Annotated in this window: 4 protein-coding genes; 3 read left to right on the top strand and 1 reads right to left on the bottom strand. The window is 47.0% G+C overall.

Features of this window, described 5'->3' with window-relative positions; genetic code table 11:
- On the top strand, window positions 1-646 hold a 646-nt coding region (locus tag AC286M_RS06575; RefSeq protein ID WP_488203615.1), incomplete at its 5' end, for a hypothetical protein.
- Between the two features lie 324 nt (window positions 647-970).
- On the opposite strand, the gene AC286M_RS06570 is transcribed toward AC286M_RS06575, so the two are convergent.
- A complete protein-coding gene (locus tag AC286M_RS06570; protein WP_488202974.1) occupies window positions 971-1,234 on the bottom strand; it encodes a hypothetical protein in 264 nt (87 codons plus the stop codon).
- 320 nt (window positions 1,235-1,554) lie between these two features.
- Here AC286M_RS06570 and AC286M_RS06565 point away from each other — a divergent pair, with 320 nt between their 5' ends.
- Together AC286M_RS06565 and wrbA are read left to right on the top strand one after the other, a co-directional pair.
- The gene (locus tag AC286M_RS06565) at window positions 1,555-2,895 is read left to right on the top strand and encodes a ferredoxin reductase family protein (RefSeq protein ID WP_488202973.1); all 1,341 of its coding nucleotides are present in this window, start codon (window positions 1,555-1,557) and stop codon (window positions 2,893-2,895) included.
- Between the two features lie 254 nt (window positions 2,896-3,149).
- Entirely contained in the window at window positions 3,150-3,764 is a 615-nt protein-coding gene (wrbA, locus tag AC286M_RS06560; RefSeq protein WP_488202972.1) for an NAD(P)H:quinone oxidoreductase, read from the top strand.
- The last annotated feature ends 116 nt before the right edge of the window (window positions 3,765-3,880 follow it).

The following is a 3,880-nucleotide window of genomic DNA, read 5'->3' as shown; positions in this document are numbered from 1 at the left end:
CGGCAATCCACCAGGAAAAAGTACGAATTCGATAGGTGATCAACTGACTTGGGAGCAGATTCTTACCCATTTCAGGGGAAAGAAACGACTATGGATCATCTCTAGAGATGGTGACTACGGTACGGTTCATGGTGGTAAGGGTTTCCTGAACCGCTTCCTATATGATGAACTGTGTAGTATTGCATCTGAGCCTGAAGTCTATCTCTTTGAGGATATGGTTGAAGGTATAAAGCATTTTGTTGACACGACGGGAGTAAAAGCCGAAAATCGTTTAACACCGGAAGAAGTGGAAGAAATCGAGAAGGAAGAAAAATCTCTACTATCTTTGGGCAAATCACATGAGGAAATGCGTCGTATCATAACTGAGTTTGAAGCCGCACTTGGAAAACCAAATGAAGAAACACGTCGTGTCATAACTGAGTTCGGAGCCGCACTTGGAAAACCAAATGAGGAAATGCGTCGCGTCATAACTGAGTTCGGAGCCGCACTTGGAAAACCAAATGAGGAAATGCGTCGCGTCATGACCGAGTTCGGAGCTGCGCTTGGAAAGCCAAATGAAGAAACACGTCGTATCATAACTGAGTTTCATCAATCTCTGACTTTGCCACCATCACATCAGAAAAATAACCACGAAGAAGAGGAATAGAAACAGAAAAAATTGAAACTAGGTAAAAGAACTCAAAAATAATAACTAGTTTTTACAAGGTTGTGGCAGAGAATAGACAGAAAACCGATACTGAGTTTGAGAATACTTGCTGTTGCCGTATTTTGCCATTATAAATTATTTGCTTATAGCGTTTCTTTACGACTTCATAATTACTTCAAGGCAAACTTAGGTGTCAACAGTTGAGGTAATTATGATGGGCTAGCTAGCCTTGGCATAACATAGGTAACACCTAGTAGCGCGCCTCTGTAACTATAGGATTCCAAAATTTGCTAGATCGCCTGATGCCTATTAATCTAGCTAGATTTAAGCTAGATAACGTTTTGACGAGGAACCAATACAAATGTTGGCATAGATAAGGAACAGATAAATTCCCTGCTTTTGAACTGAATGAGGATGAGATGGGCGATCGCACTTTTCTGAGTGAGGATGAGATCTGCGATCGCACTTTTTCTGAATGAGGATGAGATGGGCGATCGCACTTTTCTGAATGAGGATAAGATCTGCGATCGCACCTAATCTTTGCTGCGATCGCACTTTTCTGAATGAGGATAAGATCTGCGATCGCAATAGAGATAAAGTGCGATTGCACTTAACTTGATTGAGAATGAGATTTGCTTTTTAGGTCAACTCCATCCGATTCTGCTACTAATCTGCACTTTGGAGGGTGTCCTTAGCATCAGATATAGGTCTAATAGGGGAGAACTCTATTTCCAGGCAAACTTAGCTTGATTGTCCGAAACTAACGCTGCGCTTAGACATAGAACATGTAATCCGTATATCAGAATCCAATTTGTTTCTGTGAACGACTGGCTCGGCTAGTCTTTCACAAAAATGGACTAGGTTTAAATCGAACTTCATGTCAGTACTTGAAGAATAGACAGGTCGAAATGCAACGACTATTAATGAGAAGCCCGGTTGCAGTGGCTGCCTTTTGGATCGCCGTTTATTTGGCGATTGCTCTGCTGCCTCTTTTTATCCTACTGCTATACCCTCCTGCCCTTAATGAACGAAGCTTCTGGACAGATTTTTCAGTTGCCCTAGGATTTGTTGGGTTAGCAATGTTAGCCCTTCAGTTTGCCCTCACCGCCCGCATCAATCGGATTGAGGCATCTTACGGGATTGACATCATCCTGCAATTCCACCGCTATATCTCTCTGGTGGCTTTCGCCTTGATCCTGATTCATCCCCTCGTTCTCTTTATCGACCAACCCGAAACGCTAGGGTTACTGAATATAGTCGAGGCTCCCTGGCGAGCCAGATTTGCCGTGACTGGCACCCTAGCCCTGATAGCACTGGTTATAACCTCAATTTGGCGACAGCGCCTTCGCATCCCATATGAGCTATGGCGCACAAGTCATGGCATCTTAGCTGTGGGAGCTGTGATTTTGGGTTTAGCCCATGCAATAGGAGTGAGCTATTATCTGGGACTATTTTGGAAACAGCTGTTGTGGAGTGCGATCGCATTGGCCGCTTTGTGGCTACTGATTTACGTGCGCATTGTCAAACCTTGGATGATGACCAGACGCCCCTACTTGGTAGAAGAGGTCATTCCTCAAAGGGGAAATGTATGGACACTGGCTGTTCGTCCTAGAGGACACGAAGGGTTCCGGTTCCAGCCTGGACAGTTTGCCTGGATAACCCTTGATATTACGCCCTTTCGAATGCGTGAACATCCCTTTTCCATGTCTTCCAGCGGCGATCATCCTGAAAGACTAGAATTCACCATCAAAGCGCTGGGAGATTTTACTCGAACCATTAAGGACGTTGAGCCGGGGACAAAAGCATATCTTGATGGTCCTTACGGCGTGTTTACAAGCGATCTCTATTGGGACTCTGCCGGATTCGTCCTGATTGCAGGTGGAATCGGCATCACTCCCATGATGAGTATGCTGGTCACTGCGGCTGAACGGAAAGACGATCGCCCGTTTTTACTCATTTATGCCAACAAAGGCTGGGAAGATATAACCTTCCGCGAGGAGTTGGATACCCTGGTTGACTCCCTGGATCTGACGATCATTCACGTGTTGCGCAAGCCGCCCGAAGACTGGACTGGCGAAACTGGCTACGTCAATAAAGACCTGTTGCAACGATACATTCCCATTCATCGGGGCAGCCGACACTACTTTATCTGTGCCGCTCCCGTCATGATGGAGCAGGTTGAAGCCGCGCTTCATGATTTGGACGTCCCTGCAACCAATGTCCACATGGAGCATTTCAATCTCGTGTAGTTCTAATGCATGAAATACCTATGCGATACGTCATTATGATGCAGATTGTCAGTATTATCACCTTGATTTTACTGGGAGCTTCTGCAATGTTTGCTTGGTTACAGGATCGATCGATTCAAGACCCACGAGAGCTAGAAAATACGTCTTTATCGAGCAAACGTTAAAGCCCGTACAGCTACTCAAATCCAACCCTTGAGGGATTCCGAATCCGGCAAACTCCACCAGTATGAGGAGGTGCTTATTCGGGAGACAATATGAAAGTTTTGGTTGTTTACTACTCCATGTACGGTCACACACTGCAATTGGCACGAGCCGTTGCGGAAGGAGCCGGACAGGTTGCAGGAGTTGAGGTTGTTCTGCGTCGAGTACAGGAATTTGATGCGGTCAATCAAATCATTGACAACAATGACGCCGCTCGCCAGGTGCGCGACCAGCAGCAAGATATCCCCGTTTGCACCGTCGATGACTTACGGGAAGCAGACGGAGTGATCATGGGATCTCCGACGCGGTATGGCAACATGACCGCCCAGATGAAACAGCTTCTAGACTCCACGGCTAGCTTGTGGCTCAACGGCGAAATGGAGGGCAAACCTGCTGGGGTGTTCACCTCAACCGCATCGACTCACGGTGGACAGGAAACAACCCTGCTGACCATGATGGTGCCCCTGCTGCATCTCGGAATGCTGATTGTTGGTGTGCCCTATTCAGTTCGCGGCATGATTCACACCGAAGCACGCGGCGGCACACCCTACGGTGCAAGTGCGATCGCAGGTGGCCAAGGCGAACTCCAGCCAAAACCCGAAGATCTCGACATTGCCCGCGCCTTGGGACAGCGAGTGGCAGAGATAACAACCAAAGTACGAGGATAGTTGCAGCATGGAATTGCCCTCACCCTAAATCCCTCTCCTAGAGAAGCTACTGTTTATACATAAGTCTCCTAGACTTCGTTTTGACGTTGAGATCCCCCCTAGCCCCCCTTAAAAAG

Source organism: Thainema salinarum CENA647, assembly GCF_057732415.1.
This window is presented reverse-complemented; position numbering and strand designations above follow the sequence as displayed.

Coding starts and splice junctions, on each gene's coding strand:
- AC286M_RS06565 (WP_488202973.1), top strand. CDS start 1,555: ATGCAACGACTATTAATGAGAAGCCCGGTTGCAGTGGCTGCCTTTTGG.
- wrbA (WP_488202972.1), top strand. CDS start 3,150: ATGAAAGTTTTGGTTGTTTACTACTCCATGTACGGTCACACACTGCAA.